General features: G+C 69.0%; 18 protein-coding genes. 4 read left to right on the forward strand and 14 right to left on the reverse strand.

Annotated elements, in window-relative coordinates:
- The first annotated feature begins 10 nt into the window (after nucleotides 1-10).
- Together ACFZDC_RS22105 and ACFZDC_RS22110 are read left to right on the forward strand one after the other, a co-directional pair.
- Nucleotides 11-208 (forward strand): hypothetical protein, encoded by a 198-nt coding sequence (locus ACFZDC_RS22105; protein ID WP_391326246.1) that lies wholly within the window; start codon nucleotides 11-13, stop codon nucleotides 206-208.
- Between the two features lie 60 nt (nucleotides 209-268).
- On the forward strand, nucleotides 269-970 hold the full coding sequence (locus tag ACFZDC_RS22110; RefSeq protein WP_391326248.1) for a DUF4191 family protein: 702 nt from the start codon (nucleotides 269-271) through the stop codon (nucleotides 968-970).
- A gap of 62 nt (nucleotides 971-1,032) precedes the next feature.
- Here the strand turns inward: ACFZDC_RS22110 and ACFZDC_RS22115 are convergent, their stop codons facing one another.
- The gene (locus ACFZDC_RS22115; protein ID WP_391326249.1) at nucleotides 1,033-1,500 is read right to left on the reverse strand and encodes an RDD family protein; all 468 of its coding nucleotides are present in this window, start codon (nucleotides 1,498-1,500) and stop codon (nucleotides 1,033-1,035) included.
- A gap of 209 nt (nucleotides 1,501-1,709) precedes the next feature.
- On the opposite strand from ACFZDC_RS22115, the gene glnA reads away from it, so the two are divergent.
- Nucleotides 1,710-3,119 carry a type I glutamate--ammonia ligase gene (gene glnA / locus ACFZDC_RS22120; RefSeq protein WP_359070170.1) on the forward strand — a complete coding sequence of 470 codons (1,410 nt, stop codon included), beginning with the start codon at nucleotides 1,710-1,712 and terminating at the stop codon, nucleotides 3,117-3,119.
- 3 nt (nucleotides 3,120-3,122) lie between these two features.
- Here glnA and ACFZDC_RS22125 read toward each other — a convergent pair whose 3' ends face one another.
- The 11 genes from ACFZDC_RS22125 to ACFZDC_RS22175 all read right to left on the reverse strand — a co-directional run bounded on the left by ACFZDC_RS22125 (nucleotide 3,123) and on the right by ACFZDC_RS22175 (nucleotide 11,248).
- Entirely contained in the window at nucleotides 3,123-4,241 is a 1,119-nt protein-coding gene (locus ACFZDC_RS22125) for a tyrosine-type recombinase/integrase (RefSeq protein WP_391326252.1), read from the reverse strand.
- A 9-nt stretch (nucleotides 4,242-4,250) separates the two neighbouring features.
- Entirely contained in the window at nucleotides 4,251-4,745 is a 495-nt protein-coding gene (locus ACFZDC_RS22130; protein ID WP_391326253.1) for a low molecular weight protein-tyrosine-phosphatase, read from the reverse strand.
- On the reverse strand, nucleotides 4,745-4,951 hold the full coding sequence (locus tag ACFZDC_RS22135; RefSeq protein WP_391326255.1) for a hypothetical protein: 207 nt from the start codon (nucleotides 4,949-4,951) through the stop codon (nucleotides 4,745-4,747). Before ACFZDC_RS22135 ends, ACFZDC_RS22130 begins: the two co-directional genes overlap by 1 nt.
- Nucleotides 4,948-5,334 carry a hypothetical protein gene (locus ACFZDC_RS22140; protein WP_391326257.1) on the reverse strand — a complete coding sequence of 129 codons (387 nt, stop codon included), beginning with the start codon at nucleotides 5,332-5,334 and terminating at the stop codon, nucleotides 4,948-4,950. Before ACFZDC_RS22140 ends, ACFZDC_RS22135 begins: the two co-directional genes overlap by 4 nt.
- A gap of 507 nt (nucleotides 5,335-5,841) precedes the next feature.
- Complete coding sequence (locus tag ACFZDC_RS22145; protein WP_391326259.1) at nucleotides 5,842-6,516, reverse strand: hypothetical protein; 675 nt, start codon at nucleotides 6,514-6,516, stop codon at nucleotides 5,842-5,844.
- Nucleotides 6,513-7,160 carry a hypothetical protein gene (locus ACFZDC_RS22150; RefSeq protein ID WP_391326261.1) on the reverse strand — a complete coding sequence of 216 codons (648 nt, stop codon included), beginning with the start codon at nucleotides 7,158-7,160 and terminating at the stop codon, nucleotides 6,513-6,515. The genes ACFZDC_RS22145 and ACFZDC_RS22150 overlap by 4 nt, the downstream gene beginning before the upstream one ends.
- A gap of 2 nt (nucleotides 7,161-7,162) precedes the next feature.
- Nucleotides 7,163-7,516 carry a hypothetical protein gene (locus tag ACFZDC_RS22155; RefSeq protein WP_391326263.1) on the reverse strand — a complete coding sequence of 118 codons (354 nt, stop codon included), beginning with the start codon at nucleotides 7,514-7,516 and terminating at the stop codon, nucleotides 7,163-7,165.
- Nucleotides 7,517-8,128: 612 nt separating this feature from the next.
- Nucleotides 8,129-9,871 carry a DUF927 domain-containing protein gene (locus ACFZDC_RS22160; RefSeq protein WP_391326265.1) on the reverse strand — a complete coding sequence of 581 codons (1,743 nt, stop codon included), beginning with the start codon at nucleotides 9,869-9,871 and terminating at the stop codon, nucleotides 8,129-8,131.
- A complete protein-coding gene (locus ACFZDC_RS22165) occupies nucleotides 9,868-10,740 on the reverse strand; it encodes a bifunctional DNA primase/polymerase (protein ID WP_391326267.1) in 873 nt (290 codons plus the stop codon). Before ACFZDC_RS22165 ends, ACFZDC_RS22160 begins: the two co-directional genes overlap by 4 nt.
- Nucleotides 10,737-10,880, reverse strand: a complete 144-nt coding sequence (locus ACFZDC_RS22170) for a hypothetical protein (RefSeq protein WP_391326269.1) — start codon at nucleotides 10,878-10,880, stop codon at nucleotides 10,737-10,739. Before ACFZDC_RS22170 ends, ACFZDC_RS22165 begins: the two co-directional genes overlap by 4 nt.
- Nucleotides 10,881-11,047: 167 nt before the next feature.
- On the reverse strand, nucleotides 11,048-11,248 hold the full coding sequence (locus ACFZDC_RS22175; RefSeq protein WP_391326271.1) for a helix-turn-helix domain-containing protein: 201 nt from the start codon (nucleotides 11,246-11,248) through the stop codon (nucleotides 11,048-11,050).
- 145 nt (nucleotides 11,249-11,393) lie between these two features.
- On the opposite strand from ACFZDC_RS22175, the gene ACFZDC_RS22180 reads away from it, so the two are divergent.
- Nucleotides 11,394-11,957 (forward strand): hypothetical protein, encoded by a 564-nt coding sequence (locus tag ACFZDC_RS22180; RefSeq protein WP_391326273.1) that lies wholly within the window; start codon nucleotides 11,394-11,396, stop codon nucleotides 11,955-11,957.
- Here the strand turns inward: ACFZDC_RS22180 and ACFZDC_RS22185 are convergent.
- Together ACFZDC_RS22185 and ACFZDC_RS22190 are read right to left on the reverse strand one after the other, a co-directional pair.
- Nucleotides 11,952-12,179: a hypothetical protein gene (locus ACFZDC_RS22185; RefSeq protein WP_391326275.1), complete on the reverse strand. Its 228-nt coding sequence runs from the start codon at nucleotides 12,177-12,179 to the stop codon at nucleotides 11,952-11,954. The genes ACFZDC_RS22180 and ACFZDC_RS22185 overlap by 6 nt on opposite strands.
- Before the next feature lie 149 nt (nucleotides 12,180-12,328).
- Nucleotides 12,329-14,413, reverse strand: a complete 2,085-nt coding sequence (locus tag ACFZDC_RS22190) for a cell division protein FtsK (RefSeq protein ID WP_391326277.1) — start codon at nucleotides 14,411-14,413, stop codon at nucleotides 12,329-12,331.
- Nucleotides 14,414-14,473: the final 60 nt, after the last annotated feature.

Raw genomic sequence — 14,473 nt, forward strand, 5'->3', positions numbered from 1 at the left:
GACCTCGATCATGCAGGCCGCGCCCGTACGCGCCACCGCCATCCCGTCCTTCACCGACGCACTCCGCGCCGTGGAGTCCCTGCTCATGAGCAGCGGCCAGCGCACCGCCCGCCGCAACGCCTGGACCTCCGTGCTGGAGGACCGCCGCCGCGCCAAGGACCGCGTCGAGGCGCAGCGCGTGCTCGAGCAGGCCGCCATCCGCCCCTGATCCCCTCCCCACCGGGCACTGCCGTCGTGGGCACTCCCGAGGCCACGTAGACTTCGTGGCATGGCGAGGAAGGAAACCGCGGCGGACGCCGCGAACGCAGGGCGACTGAAACAGATCGCTCTCACGTACAAGATGACCCGCAAGGCCGACAAGAAGCTCGGTCTTGTACTCGCGGCCGTCGGCATCGGCACCCTCGGTGTCTTCCTCGCGATCGGCTTTCTGATCGGCCACCCGGTCTATCTCGGCATCCTGGGCCTGCTGCTGGGCTTCCTCGCGACGGCGATCGTCTTCGGCCGCCGGGCCGAGCGGGCCGCCTTCGGGCAGATGGAGGGCCAGCCGGGCGCCGCCGCGGCGGTGCTGGACAACATCGGCCGGGGCTGGACGACGACCCCGGCGGTGGCGATGAACCGCAGCCAGGACGTGGTTCACCGAGCGGTCGGCAAGGCCGGCATCGTGCTGGTCGCCGAGGGCAACCCCAACCGGGTGAAGAGCCTGCTGGCCGCCGAGAAGAAGAAGATGAACCGCATCGTGGCGGACGTGCCGGTGCACGACGTGATCGTGGGCTCGGGCGAGGGCCAGGTCGAGCTGAAGAAGCTGCGCACGACCATGCTGAAGTTCCCGCGCGTGCTGACCGGCCCCCAGGTGACCGCCACCAACGACCGGCTGCGCGCCTTGGGCGACCTGATGAGCAACATGCCGGTACCGAAGGGTCCGATGCCGAGAGGCATGCGGATGCCGAAGGGCGGCCCGAAGGCCCGTTAGTCCTCCTCCATGACGAAGGGGGCGCCCGGATCACTCCGGGCGCCCCCTTCGTCATGGGAACGCTAGATGCGGACCTCGACCGTCTTCGCGAGCCGGTCGTGCAGGCCCCGGCCGTCCCGGTCCCAGATCAGGGCGGGGACCGCGAGGCACAGCAGGACCGTGCGCAGCAGGGAGCGCAGCGGGTTGACCGTGCCGGTCTCCAGGGCCACGACCCGGATGCCGAAGAGGCGCTTGCCCGGGGTGAAGCCGATCGTGCCGACCGTGAGGGCGCTCATCACGAAGAAGACGAGCAGGGCCCAGTTGCTGGTGGCGGGGCTGTTGCCGTGGGTGATGAGGCCGTATGCGATCAACACGCACAGACCCCAGTCCACGGCCAGGGCCCCGAGCCGCCTGCCGGGTCGCGCGATCGAGTTTGGTCCTTCCTCCGGGAGGCCGAGCTGCTCGCCCCGGTATCCCAAGTCGGCACCGGCGTCTTCCATGGCCGCGCGCGGCCCGGAAAGCCACGATCCGATTGCTTGCCTGTTGTCCACCCGTCCACGGTACTGCTCGCGTATGCGGGCAGGGCGCCCAGGGGTGTGTCGGAGCTAGGGTGGACGGCGGCTGGTTAACTTCTGCGAAACAAATGGGTCACGCCCGAGAAATCACCCGTCCCTAGGGTCGAGACCAGCGTGTGCCACCGCACTGGCCGCACGAACGATCTACCACCCCGGCGAGGACGGTCGGGAGTAGGAGGAGCTGGATGTTCCAGAACGCCGACGAGGCCAAGAAGTTCATCGCGGACGAGGACGTCAAGTTCGTCGACGTCCGATTCTGCGACCTGCCGGGCGTCATGCAGCACTTCACGGTGCCCGTTGAGGCGTTCGACCCGGACGAGGAGCTGGCCTTCGACGGATCGTCGATCCGTGGCTTCCAGGCCATCCACGAGTCCGACATGGCGCTGCGCGCCGACCTGTCGACGGCCCGCGTGGACCCGTTCCGCCGGGACAAGACCCTCAACATCAACTTCTTCATCCACGACCCGATCACGGGCGAGCAGTACTCCCGTGACCCGCGCAACGTGGCGAAGAAGGCCGAGGCCTACCTGGCGTCGACCGGTATCGCGGACACCGCGTACTTCGGTCCCGAGGCCGAGTTCTACGTCTTCGACTCGGTCCGCTTCGCGACCAGCGCGAACGAGTCCTTCTACCACATCGACTCCGAGGCGGGCGCCTGGAACACCGGCGCCCTCGAGGACAACCGTGGTTACAAGGTCCGCTACAAGGGCGGTTACTTCCCGGTCCCGCCGGTCGACCACTTCGCCGACCTGCGCGCCGAGATCTCCCTGGAGCTGGAGAAGAACGGCCTGAAGGTCGAGCGCCAGCACCACGAGGTGGGCACCGCCGGCCAGGCGGAGATCAACTACAAGTTCAACACGCTGCTCGCCGCCGCGGACGACCTGCAGCTGTTCAAGTACATCGTGAAGAACGTCGCCTGGCGCAACGGCAAGACGGCGACCTTCATGCCGAAGCCGATCTTCGGTGACAACGGCTCGGGCATGCACGTGCACCAGTCGCTGTGGAGCAACGGCGACCCGCTGTTCTACGACGAGGCCGGTTACGCGGGCCTGTCGGACATGGCCCGCTACTACATCGGCGGCATCCTCAAGCACGCCCCGTCGCTGCTGGCGTTCACCAACCCGACGGTGAACTCCTACCACCGTCTGGTGCCGGGCTTCGAGGCTCCGATCAACCTCGTGTACTCGCAGCGCAACCGCTCCGCGGCCATGCGCATCCCGATCACGGGCTCCAACCCGAAGGCGAAGCGCGTCGAGTTCCGTGCGCCCGACTCCTCCGGCAACCCGTACCTGGCGTTCTCGGCCCTGCTCCTCGCGGGTCTGGACGGCATCAAGAACAAGATCGAGCCGGCCGAGCCGATCGACAAGGACCTCTACGAGCTGGCTCCCGAGGAGCACGCCAACGTGGCCCAGGTCCCGACCTCCCTCCCGGCCGTCCTCGACTCGCTCGAGGCCGACCACGAGTTCCTCCTCCAGGGCGACGTGTTCACGCCGGACCTGATCGAGACGTGGATCGACTTCAAGCGCACCAACGAGATCGCCCCGCTGCAGCTGCGTCCGCACCCGCACGAGTTCGAGCTCTACTTCGACGTGTAGGCCCTAACCGGGCTCTGAGCTGGACGGACCCTCTGCGGACTCTTCGACAGTCCGCAGGGGGTCCGCAGCGTTAGTGATCAAGGGGCCCATGGCCTTCTCGACAGCGGCCCGAGTCGACTGGTCCGAGTCGGGCCAAAGGTGACCGTAAGTGTTCAGCGTCGTCGTGGCCTTCGAGTGCCGCAGCCGCTGCTGGACAATTTTGACGTCGGCGCCGCTCGCGATGAGCATGCTCGCGTAGTAGTGCCGGAGGTCGTGGAACCGAAACGCCGGGGAGAGCCCAGGCACCTGCTTGCGAATGCGCCTCATGTGCCGCTCAACCTTCCACGGCCCGAGCTGGGCGGCGTCGTCGTCCAGCAGCACCCACCCGTCCGTGCGGCCGTCCAGCAGCCGCTTCAGCTCGCCGACGAACAGGTCCGGGATCGGCACGGCCACGACGCTGCCCTCCGTCTTCAGCGGCTTGTCCGGGTATTGCACCGTCGGCGTCACCGTCCGTGCGTCGAAGTCGACGTCGACCAGGCGCAGCCCGCACGCCTCAGCCGTGCGCAGGCCGGCGAACGCCCCCAGCAGGATCGCCGGCCGGTACTTCTCCTCGGCGGCCTCGTACAGCTGCCACAGCTGCGCGTCCGTGCATACGTAGGGCCGCTGCTTCCCGGCGCCCGGCGATGTCTCCCGTGAGCACGGGTTCGCCGTGATCTTCTTCGCCCGCACGGCGGCCCGCATCACCTGGGACAGCCGGCTATGCAGGGCGAACCGGTACGACTGTGAGACATTCTCCCGTAGCAGGCGGGCCATCCACTTCTTCACGGCCATCTCATCGACCGCCATGAGCGGCAGCGAGCCGAACTCCTCCCGGATCTGCGCCAGGTGCACCTTCGCCTGCCGAACCGTCGACTCACGCTTCGCGTAGGACTCGATCCACAGATCACACCACTGGTCGACGGTGAGCTTCTTGTCCTTCGGGTCGACGTAGGCGCCGGTCACCAGCGCGGCCGTCACCTCGTCAAGCCAGCGTTCGGCGTCGACCTTCCGAGCGAAGTGCCGAGCGTGCTCCTTGCCGGCCAGGTCCCGATACCGCGCGCGCCACTTACCGTTCGGACGCTTCGCGATGCTCTTGCTCGCCATGTCCCTTCCTCACCCCTTGGCCACTCGGCCGCGGATCGTCTCCAACAGGCCGGTGCACGCCGGCTCCACCATGGCCAGGCACTCAGCGAACGCAGCCTGGCCTCGACTGTACGGATCGGGCACACCCAGGGACGCCCCTTCAGGCAGGCCCGAGTCGAACGAGCGCAACAGCGCTACCTCTCCCCCGCCGTACTCGGCGACCATGCGGCGCAGAGCCCGCTCGTGCCCGACGTCCAGAGCCACCAGCAGGTCCCGCGTCCGCAGCCAACGGGGCCGCAGCTGGCGGGCCGTGTGGTCGCTCGGATACCCGGCCGCCTCCAGCACGGCGATAGCCCGCACGTCGGCCGTACAGCCGGCGAACATGTCCCGCGTGCCGCCACTGTCGACCGCCACCCGATCGGCCAGGCCGGCACGCTCCACCAGCGCCCCGAACACCAGGGCCGCCATCGGCGACCGGCAGATGTTCCCCGTACACACGAAACAGACCCGGTACACGGCGCCCATCACTCCCGCCACCAGACCGGCGGCTGCAGGTGGGACTGCCAGTCGCCGCCCTCCCGGTACACCCGGCGGGCAGCGCTCCAACGGATACGGGCGTAACCCACCTCCAGGACGTCCTCGAGGTCGCTCACCCACCAGTCAGCAGGGTCGAACGTGTCGAGCGGCGGCGGGTAGCCGACCGCGTCCGGCTCGGGAAGGCGCCGCTTCACGAGACGGACCGCACACCGTAGGAGCCGCGGGCAGCACCGCGACGCTGCGGCCTGCCGTCCTCCTCGCCCGACGGCATCCGCAGCGAAGCGAGCAGCCGGGCCAGCACGAGGGACTGCTGCCGGTGCTCGGTGATCCAAGGGGCCGTAACCTGCTCGCCCTTGGCGTTGAACACGGTCAGCTCCGCGGCCTCCGCCCGGCGGGCCAGGCGGTCCAGCAGGTCCGCGGTACGGCAGGCCTGAAGCAGCAGCAGCTGCTCGTGGACGTCGAGCTCGAAGTCGCCGGCCACCGACTCCCACAGTCGGGTGCCCGACTCGTCCAGGCCGTCCGGCACGGGCGTTACGCCTACAGCGCCCTGACCTGCGGCAACGTTCAGATGGGTCATGGTCGGTACCTCCTAGCTCCCTGACGAGCTGTCAGGGGATCGGGCAAACCCGCAGGTCAGCGGGGGTCTAGGGAGCGTTTCAGGTGTCAGCGGCAGTCAGGTGCTATACGGCCCCGATCCCTGGAGATCGGGGGGAGGGGGTTGGCCCCCCAGGGTGTTTCCGCAGGTCAGAGGCATGATCACGGTCGTTTGTGCAGGTAGAGAGCCCGTGCTGTCGACCTTGCTTGCTGATCGCGTTCGTTGATCGTTTCGTTGATCGTTTTGGTTTCGCTTCAACGTTTTGATCTTGTTTCGTTCTTCGTGTTGTTGGTCGAACCGAACTCGATCTGTCCTGTGTGCTGTGCCTGTGGCCTGTGCCCTGCCCCACCGCCCGGAGAGGGAGGGATGGGGCAGGGCCAGGCGGTCGGCGCTGGTGGGCTCGCGAGGTAGCCGGCTGCCGCACCATGGGTCCGACGCCTGCCATGCCCAGCAGGATCGGTGCCGTTGACGCCGAGTCGGTGTGGTCTGTCAGGCTGCTGCGTCGCCGTCGAGGACCGTGTCCGCGAGGCGGTCGACGTGGTGGTCCGGCATGCCTCCCAGCTCGGTGGGCTGGGCGACCGAGTAGGTCATGGCCTGCTGCATCCGCCAGACGCCGTCGGTCGGGTCGGGCAGTTCCTGCAGCTTGCTCGCCGTGTCGTGTGCCTGCGGGTTGGTGTCGAGCCAGGTGTGTACGACGTCGGCCCACCCGTTGGCGTAGGACTGGCCGGCGATGGCCTGGGCGAGGTGGGTGTCCCCGTTGGCCTCCGCCATCCGCAGCGCGCGCTGTGCGGCTTCCGGGCTGTCGAGCTTGGCCGCACGGTCGGCGGCGTCACGGCGCACGATGACGGTCTGTGCGTCGGCGGCGCCTTCGTGGCCCCACAGTCGGCGGGCGAGCTTGGCCCGCTCGCCGGTGACGCGGTCCAGCTCGGCCTGCCGCATGGCCTGCACTTGGTCGCGGGCGGTGCGGTACGCCTTGGCGATGGCGATCTGCTTGGCCTGGGCGGACAGGCTCTGCCGGCTGTTGATGCGGGCGACCTCGGAGGCGAGCCGCTGGTTGATGGTGGCGACGTCGCGGGTGGTGAGCGTGCTGCCCTTCGCGCGCCAGCGGCCGTCGATGTACTCGGCCTGCACGGTGGGGTCTTCGGCGAACGGGTTGGTGCTCATGACGGGGTCTCCTTGTGCTCGGTGATGGTGAGGCCGTGGGTGTCGATGACGTACTGGTCCCATCGGTCGATGCGGCACAGCACGTGGTCGGGGGGTGCGGTGGTGGTCCATACGTGGCCGGGCGGCCGGTTGTAGAGATGGCCGCTGGCCCATCGGGCGGCGACGGCGGGGCTGGCCGTCCATGACCAGTCGTCGCGTCGCTCGGTGATGGCGCCGCGGTACACGGTGATGGGGCCGGTGGGCGGGTCGGCTTTCTCTCCCCGCTCGTAGGTGATCAACCCTGGCGAGGCGAGGGCGCCGTAGCGGACGCGCGTGTACCCGGCGGCGTGGAACAGCTCCCGCCACTGGTCGTGGTCGAGCCAGTAGTCGGGGATGTCGCTGACGTGCCAGATGGAGCCGAGGTGTGTGCGCAGGGTGCGGACGGAGATCTTGCGTTGCGTCCAGCACTCGTAGAGCAGGCCGGGGGCGCGGGCCGATCCGAGGCCGGTTCGCCATATCTCGAACTGGGTGGGTGATGCGGTACGCGTGGCTTTGACGTCGTCCTCGATGGTGGCCCGGCTGTGGGAGAAGCCGACGCCGGCCTGCAGCACGTCGTCCGGGTCGCGGCCCAGGGGCGCCGGGTAGAGATGCTTGGGCTTGGTCATGACTACCGCCTGCGCCCTGCTCGCCGCTGCTGGCGGTTGCCGGGGGGTGCGAACGAGGATTCCGCGCTGGCCATCTCGTCGCCGATGCTGGAGAAGAAGCCGGCGATGTCGTCGAGGGTGGGGTCCTCCTCTTCGAACACCTCGTATCCCTCGTCGGTCAGGCACATGTCGGCCCATGTGTCGATGTCTCCGGAGCGCAGGGCTCGCATTGCGCTGTTGCGCCACTGGTTGACCGGCTTCACGGAGACTTCGCGGCCGTTGAGGAGCCCGACGACGGGCTCGCTGTTGGCGGGCGGAACGGGCGGTGCGGGCTGCTGAGTGGTCTTTCGGGCCGTGGTCTTCTTGGCAGGGGGCATGGGGTCTTCCTCTTCAGCTCTCGTTGGGGAGTTCGAGGCGGGTGCACTGCCCGCCGTGGACGTCGGTGCACTGGGGGATGTGGGTGGTCCGGCAGAGTTGGGCGCCGCAGCCGCGGACGCAGGCCCGACCGCGGCCGGCTTTCAGCGGCCGGTCGCAGACGGCGCAGCGGCTGCGGGCCCGAGTCACGGCGCTGCCTTGGCGTACTTGTCTCGGTGGATGCGGGTGCCGCGTCGAGGGCTGCACGCCGAGCAGACGGCGCGGGCCCCGGACGGCTGGCGGCAGTGGCGGCATGCTCGTCCACTCCGCTGCTTGTCCTGCTTGCGACTCACTGTCTGTGACTCCTCGATGTGGTGCGCTGAAAATGTGGGCTCTCTGTTGGGCAGAACTGCGTAACCCACCCTGCGAGCCCGGTGCAGCGCTGTGACCTGCACTGATTGGCGGCGATGCGGGTTACGCACGGATGCGTAACCCAGCTCGGCCGGGACCGGGGTTACGCACGGCTGCGTAACCCGGTGATTCGTGCGCTGACCTGCCGGTTCGTAGCTGTGATGGCGGGTTACGCAGTTGACCGAAAGAGAGGGGGGACTTCTCTGTGACGAGAGAGGCATGTGTCACTCCCCGTCGTCAGGGTCGGTCTCGGTGCTGACGATCTGGCCCGGGGTGAAGACGAGCATCCGGGCGAGACGGCCGTCCAGCTTCTTGGGGACCAGGTGGGCCGGCCGGGTCTTGGTGTTCTTCACCAGGACGTCCGCCTCGAGCCAGCTGGGCAGGACCGCGTCAAGGTCGTAGTTCGCGCGCTGCAGGATCTCCCGGAGGCGCTGCGGCAGAAGGGCCACGGTGGGAGTCCCGTCCACCTGGAGGTCACGCCCGACCCAGCCGCTGAACGGAGCCTTCTCGTCGGTGTGCGGGCTCCACAGTTCGGAGCTGTGTCCGGCCACGTACTCGCGGACGACGTCGAGGGCCATCTCCCCGCGGTTGTCGGTCTGGTCGGAGACTGCGAACAGGCGCCGCCAGACGTCCATTTCCGGGGGCGGGAAGGGCACGATGCCCCACTCGTGGGACAGTTCGGCGGCGAGGGCCAGACAGGCCACCATGGGCGCCCTGCGGGCTGACATGTCGCTGTCGTACCGGTGGGCCTCGGTGAGTTCCTTGTGACGGGAGACGAGCCGCTGCTTCCCGCCGCTGGAGATGCACTCGATCAGCTTCTCGATGTACCGGGCGCCGGCCGTGCCGTAGTTCTCGCTGCAGCCGTCGCGTACCTCGATAGCGGCGGCCGAGGAGTCGTCTCCGTCGGTGCCGAACGGTGCTTCCTTGACGGTGAGGACGCGGGCGCCTGCGCCCTGGTCGGTGGTGAACGTGAGGACGGACTGTTCCCCGGTGGAGATCATCACGGTTCGCCAGGGCAGGCCCGAGGGCCAGCCTCCGCCGCGGGCCTGGCCGTGGTTCTTCGGGATGGAGTACAGCAGGGCGTGCACCATCTCCGGGTCGCGCACCAGCTTCGTCTCATCGAAGACGACGGGCAGGCCGTTGACCAGGTTCAGGCGCTTCTCGGCTGCGAGCATCGTGGTCCGCCACGAGTACATGCCGTCAGCCTTCTCGCTGGGGTCGGCCCAGACGCTCAGCGCGGCGCCGGCCGCCGTGGTCTTCCCGCGAGTCGACCGGCCGCTGACGTCGACGGTGAAGCTGTTCACGTTGACGGTCTGCAGCAGCGGCGCGGCGAACGATGCGTACAGAGGCATCTGCGCGGCCGGGTACTCGACCATGCGCTTCACCGCGGCCTGCCAGCTGGCGAACGTGCCCACTACGCCGTGCGCCGCCAGGGCCGGCTTCTGCTCGTCGTACTTCACCTCGACGCGGTGCGGGGTGTCCTGGGCAAGGACGAACGTGCCGTCCTCCTGCCAGCCCAGCTGGCGGGCGAGGTGGACGCGGGGAATCTCCTTCTGGTTGATGGACTCGAAGGCGGCCAGGTAGCGCTCGGCGAGCTTGGCGTCCGCCTCGATGACTGGCAGGCCGGCGTCGCCGAGCGTTGCGACCAGGATGCGGCCACGGCGCGCGACCGACCGGGGGACGATGCGCGTGACGAGCCGGCCGCGGTCGAGCCATGCCAGCTCTACGGCCTGGTCCCCGGCCGGGTCGACGTAGATGGAGCGCACGACCAGGGGTGCCCACGCCACCCGCACCTGGATGACGGTGTCCTTGATCTGCTTCTCGCCGTATACGCCGCTGTGGTTGATGACGTAGCCAGACGGCCTACGGACGTTCTCGGGAAGCAGTCCGCTGTGGGTCCACTCCTTCGGGGCCTCCGTGGCTTCCTGGGCCGTCTCGGTGACCTCTTCGGTCATGGTCTCGGTCACGAGGCGGCCCCTACGGTGCGGCGTGCGGATTCGATGGTTCGGCGGGCTTCGGCCTCGGCCAGTCCCCGGCTGACAGCCGCGTCCATAAGGGCCGTCTCGACGTCGAGGGCGCCGAGATGTCCGTCTTCCACGTGCGCCCACGCCTTGCAGCTGGCCCAGTACAACTTGGCGTTGCGCTCGCCTTCCTGGGCGGCGACGACTACCCGCAGCAGGCCGTCGAGAGCGGCACTGCGGGTGCGCAGCAGGTTGGGCTGCCGTCTCGGTGGGGGAGGCGGCGGCAGCATGAGTTGCAGCAGGCCCGTGGGTGCGGGCTGCGGTGGCGCGTAGCCGAGCTGGGGATGGAAGACGTACTCGCCGTTCTTCCCCGTGCTACCAGGCCCCACGAGGTAGCCGCGGGTGCCGCGCACGTCGATGCCGGGTCCGAGGCGGCCCACGGAGTTCGGTACGTCGACGCCTTCCGGGGCGGTGAGGCCGATGTGGAAGCCACCGCTGGGGGTGCAGGTGGTCCACGTGTCGCGCGGGATGGCGAACCCATGTTCGGCGGCGAGTTGGTTGATGGTGGCCACTCCGTCGACGCCGTTCTTCCGGTCGAGGTCGAGGCCGATGAGGCGGAGACGGCCGCCGCAGGCGATGCCGTACCCGGCTGCGCGTGGTGCGTGGTCGAACAGGAGACGGACATCGGCGGCGTCGGTGGTGGCGTCGCCTACGCCGTGGCCGGGTGCGCCGCAGGTGGTGAATCCGGGGCACTTGTGTCCGCGGTCGTGCGGCGAGGGGATGGCCGGCACCTTGTTGCGGGACAGGGGGAACACCGGGTAGCCGAGGGCTGCGGCCCGCAGCGCGTTGTCGAGGGCGCTGTGCCAGCTGCTCACGCCGCGGCCCCCTTGCTGGCGAACTCCAGCCGGTAGTGGGCGCCGCAGGGGGCGTCCTTACGGCCGAGGCCGATGTGCCGGTGCCAGGCGCCGCACTGAAAACAACGCACGGCGAACTCCAGCCGTCCGGACGTCTCCATCGGGACCGGCCGAGCGACGGGAAGGGACGGTTCGGTGGGGAACAGGCCGGCCTGGTGCGTAGCGTCCGACCCGTGTGGCAAGCTGGGGACAGACCCGCTGCCGCCCGCTTGCTGGTCTTCGCGGTCCCGAGGTGTTGCGAGCATCTCGGGGCCGTTTTCGTTTGTTGTCATGCGGCGGCGCCTCCGGCTTGCTGCGCGTCCCACTTGTCGAGGACGTCGGGGTCGTACAGGACGCGCCGGCCGCGCTTCACGCCCTCGGGGATGTAGCCGACGTGCCGCCAGTAGCGGATCGTTCCGGGGGTCGTGCGGTACCTGCGGGCTACTTCCTCGGTGGTCAGGTACCTGTCGATGCGTTCTGCGAGGGTCATGCGTGCCTCTCCAGACGTGTCGTGTCGCTTTCGATCAGTCACGACAAGAGCCGTTGTACATGAGGTTGTCGTGCCTGCGCAAGCATGACGACGTGATTGCGCAGTCACGTTGACTGGCGTTGGAATCGGGCATACCGTTCGGCCCGTGATTACTGACCAGGACCTGCCGAAGCCGTGGCGAGTGCTCGCCTCCCCCATCGACCAGGAGAGTTCGACCCAGCTGGACGCTGCGGCCGGCCTGCAGACGGGAGTTGAGGACCCGGTCTCTTGGGACCTGCTCGAGAACACGGAGACCGGGCGGCGCCTCATGCTGCGTATGGGGTTGGACGAGACGGGGATCGTCGTGACTGGGGTCTATGTGCCGGGGCCTGGCGCCATCGGCATCGGCGAGTTGCGCAGCTTCCCTCTCGCGGCCATCGAGGCGGCCGTGCGTGCCCGACGCGGACAGTCCGACGCTTCCGTCGCGGCGGCGCTCGCGGCCGGGCCCGACGCCGAGGACGGACCGCTCGGTAGCCCTGACGGCCCAAACGACCGCCGCTTCTACGGACGTCTCGCGCTGCGCTATCTCCGCGTCGCAGCAGAGTCGCCCAAGCCAGCTACCGACTTGGCCAAGGCTGAGGGGGTGACGGCTCGGACCGTCCAGCGCTGGACTGCCCGAGCACGCGAACTCGGCCTTCTGCCGCCCGGTCGTCCGGGCCGTTCGTCATGACTCGGCGCCGGCCTGGTGGGTGCGGCGCCAGTGGTTGTGCAGCCGCCGGCCGACGCGCAGCCGAAGCCGCCGGCCGTGGCAGCGCGGGCACATCCGCACCTTGCCCAACCGCTCGACCTGGCCGAGGCCGCGGCACTTGCGGCAGGGTGCGAACGGCTTCACCCAGCACAACCCTGCGTAGCCGATGAGCCAGAGAACCAGCAGGACCATAGCGGTCAGCATGAGGTCTGCCCCCTTCGATCCGGGCGTTTCCCGGGGTTTGCGCGGCGCCCCTGCTAGACGCTAGTTGCCTGCTCAGGGGCCTTTTTCGGTGCTAGCGGGGCTGCTAGACCTAGCGGTTGGGGGTGCTAGGTCTAGCAGCGGTGCGAGGGTCAGGCGGCGAGCCTGTCGGCCTCACGGCGGGTGATGGCGTCGGCGACGTCGGAACGCTTGATGCCGCGCCGGTTCTTGCCCTCGCCGTCGTCGGTGGTGCCCCACACCTGCTCGGTGCGGATGCCCCACGGCTTCACGGCCGCGGTGACGTTCTCGCCCTTCCAGCCGTCGTAGACGTCGGGCTGCATCGTGGCGAGCCGGTCGGCGATCCGCTCGCACCAGACGGCCTTCTCGTCGGCGGCCATCACCTTCAGGACGTCGCCGAGGACGTCCATGCCGACCGTGGCGGCCGGCCCCTCGCCGAGGGCGTGGCCGGTGATGTTGCCGTACTCCTCGCGCATCTTCCGGGCCCGGGTCACGACCTGCTCGGCTCCGGTGGCGTCGATGAACGCGGACGACACGATGCGCGGGTCATCTCCCTCGCCGGACATCCAGCAGATGCCGCGGTCCGAGCGGCTGAACATGGTGGCCTTGATGCCCGACTTGTAGGCGCCGGTGCCGAGGACCATGTCGTTGGCCTGGTGGTTCATCACCTTCAGGCAGAACCGCAGCACGGCGTTGGCGGAGATGCCGGGCGGCAGGCTCTTGGCGTCGGGCCGCTGGGTGGCGAACAGGCCGACGATGCCGAGGGCCGGGCCGCGCTTGGTGATGTCCGTGCAGATGGACTCCAGCTCGGCACCGTACTTCTCGTCCTCGAACGGGACCTGGCACTCGTCCAGGCCGACGACGATGGGGTGCAGGCCGTACTTCTTGTCGCTGGCCAGCTGCGGCGTCACCTTCGACTCAGGGCAGATGGAGCGGGGCAGGGACCGGATCACCTTCGCGCGGCGCCGCAACTCCTCCTTGATCTCCCGCAGTGCGTGCAGGACGTACAGGACGTCCTCGGGCTCGTCGCCGGCCCGGTAGCGGTGGCAGACCGGTTCGAGGGCGCCGAGGTCGCCGGTGCCTTTGAAGTCGAACGCGTACAGCTCGGCCCGCGGGTCGAGAGCGGCGATGAGCAGGAACAGACGGAGCAGGAACGTCTTGCCCATGCGGGGAATCGAGCCGATGACGATGGCCGCGAACATCAAGGTCACGGCCACGTTCGCCATGCGGTAGTCGTTGCCGAACACGACGGGCTTGAACAGGTCTACCTGCCCGTCCTTCAGCAGCGGCCACGGCGGCTTCGTGGTCGCGTTCATCGGGCGGTCGCCTACCCACAGGATCAGGCGTCCCTCGTGCCCGTCCTGGCTTTCGGTGTCACCGGAGGGCCAGACGCAGCCCAGCTTGCGGCGCAGGCCGGAGGCGAGGGCCTCCCGCTTCTCCACGACGTCGTCGGGGGTGACTCCGAACGGCAGGTCGAGTTCAGCGCGGTAGCCGGGCCCGTCGCGGCAGATCTCGCCGGTGAAGCCCATGCCGTGCGCGGACTTGTTGCCGAAGTCCTTGACGGCCGCGCTGATCTTCGGGTTGCCGATGGCGTCGAGGGCGCGCAGCACGATCGTGCCGGTGAGCTTCTGTAGCTCAGTGCGCATCACGGCCGGGCCGATGACGGGGGCGTCGGGCTGCTGGCCGAGGTAGCCGAGGGTGAAGACACCGCCGGCCGCGAACACCCACAGGAAGGCGGGTGCCATGACGTGCAGCCACAGGGCGAAGCTGAGGCCGAACACCGCGGCGACGACGGCGACCAGGCCGCGCAGGCGGACCCGGTTGCCGCGCAGCCGGGCGAGCTGCATGTACTCCTCGGCGTCCTCCATGCGTACCGCGTGGTCGCGGAGCGGTGCGGCCTCGCGGTCCCACACCCACCGGCTGGTGGCCTTCACGAACCGGCAGGCGCCGCGGGGGGACATGAACGCCAGCTGCAGCCCGTACCAGGGCAGGCGTACCCCGTGGTACATCGACGCGTAGCCGATCCGGCTGGCCGTGTGCTGCGCGGCCGTGGCGAACTCGGTGCGGTCCTTCAGCCAGGCGGGCAGTATCGGCTTCCGCTTCTCGTCGGTGACGCCGGGCGCGGGCAGCTTCGGGTTGTCGACGGGTACGGGCGCGGCCGGCTGCTCCGGGAGGCCGACCGGGGCCTCGGTCGCGGCAGGGATGACGGTGTCCGTCATGCTGGTCTCTCCTACTGTTCAGAAATGAACGGTTGGGCACGGGGCGGCCGGCGATCCTTG

The organism is Streptomyces sp. NPDC007905 (genome assembly GCF_042959345.1).
Classification (GTDB): Bacteria; Actinomycetota; Actinomycetes; order Streptomycetales; family Streptomycetaceae; genus Streptomyces.

What these genes read in the sequence shown, in the direction of transcription:
- ACFZDC_RS22105 (WP_391326246.1), top strand. Translation starts at nt 11, where the DNA reads ATGCAGGCCGCGCCCGTACGCGCCACCGCCATCCCGTCCTTCACCGAC.
- ACFZDC_RS22110 (WP_391326248.1), top strand. Translation starts at nt 269, where the DNA reads ATGGCGAGGAAGGAAACCGCGGCGGACGCCGCGAACGCAGGGCGACTG.
- glnA (WP_359070170.1), top strand. Translation starts at nt 1,710, where the DNA reads ATGTTCCAGAACGCCGACGAGGCCAAGAAGTTCATCGCGGACGAGGAC.
- ACFZDC_RS22125 (WP_391326252.1), bottom strand. Translation starts at nt 4,241, where the DNA reads ATGGCGAGCAAGAGCATCGCGAAGCGTCCGAACGGTAAGTGGCGCGCG.
- ACFZDC_RS22130 (WP_391326253.1), bottom strand. Translation starts at nt 4,745, where the DNA reads ATGGGCGCCGTGTACCGGGTCTGTTTCGTGTGTACGGGGAACATCTGC.
- ACFZDC_RS22140 (WP_391326257.1), bottom strand. Translation starts at nt 5,334, where the DNA reads ATGACCCATCTGAACGTTGCCGCAGGTCAGGGCGCTGTAGGCGTAACG.
- ACFZDC_RS22145 (WP_391326259.1), bottom strand. Translation starts at nt 6,516, where the DNA reads ATGAGCACCAACCCGTTCGCCGAAGACCCCACCGTGCAGGCCGAGTAC.
- ACFZDC_RS22150 (WP_391326261.1), bottom strand. Translation starts at nt 7,160, where the DNA reads ATGACCAAGCCCAAGCATCTCTACCCGGCGCCCCTGGGCCGCGACCCG.
- ACFZDC_RS22155 (WP_391326263.1), bottom strand. Translation starts at nt 7,516, where the DNA reads ATGCCCCCTGCCAAGAAGACCACGGCCCGAAAGACCACTCAGCAGCCC.
- ACFZDC_RS22170 (WP_391326269.1), bottom strand. Translation starts at nt 10,880, where the DNA reads ATGGAGACGTCCGGACGGCTGGAGTTCGCCGTGCGTTGTTTTCAGTGC.
- ACFZDC_RS22175 (WP_391326271.1), bottom strand. Translation starts at nt 11,248, where the DNA reads ATGACCCTCGCAGAACGCATCGACAGGTACCTGACCACCGAGGAAGTA.
- ACFZDC_RS22185 (WP_391326275.1), bottom strand. Translation starts at nt 12,179, where the DNA reads ATGCTGACCGCTATGGTCCTGCTGGTTCTCTGGCTCATCGGCTACGCA.
- ACFZDC_RS22190 (WP_391326277.1), bottom strand. Translation starts at nt 14,413, where the DNA reads ATGACGGACACCGTCATCCCTGCCGCGACCGAGGCCCCGGTCGGCCTC.